We start from the raw sequence: 413 nt of genomic DNA on the forward strand, positions 1-413 counted from the left end.
GGCCGCATCCAGGAACTGCTCGGCGAAGGCGAGGAAGTACGCCTCCCGCTCGAGGGTCCGCAGGTCGGCGGTGCGGCCCAGGGTCGCGGGGCTCTCCACGCTGCCGCCGGACAGTTCGACCAGGTCGACGCCGAGGCCGCAGAGGGCCTCGAGGACCTGCACCGCGTCCTCGGTGTCGAAGCCGCCGCGCTGGAAGTCGGCGGTGTTGAGCTTGACACCGACCGCGAAGCCGGGGGCCACCTGCGCGCGGACCGCCCGGACGACCTCGGTGAGCAGCCGGACCCGGTTCTCCGGGCTGCCGCCCCAGCGGTCGGTGCGCCGGTTGACCAGCGGGGAGAGGAACTGGCTGAGCAGGTAGCCGTGGGCGGCGTGGATCTGCACCCCGTCGAAGCCGGCCTCCTCGGCCCGCCGGG

General features: G+C 74.3%; 1 pseudogene. It reads right to left on the reverse strand.

The features are described 5' to 3' along the window. Positions 1 to 413, reverse strand: a pseudogene (locus G3I78_RS49440) (2,4-dienoyl-CoA reductase); the annotation flags it as partial.

The organism is Streptomyces sp. SID13726 (assembly GCF_010548375.1).
Classification (GTDB): Bacteria; Actinomycetota; Actinomycetes; order Streptomycetales; family Streptomycetaceae; genus Streptomyces.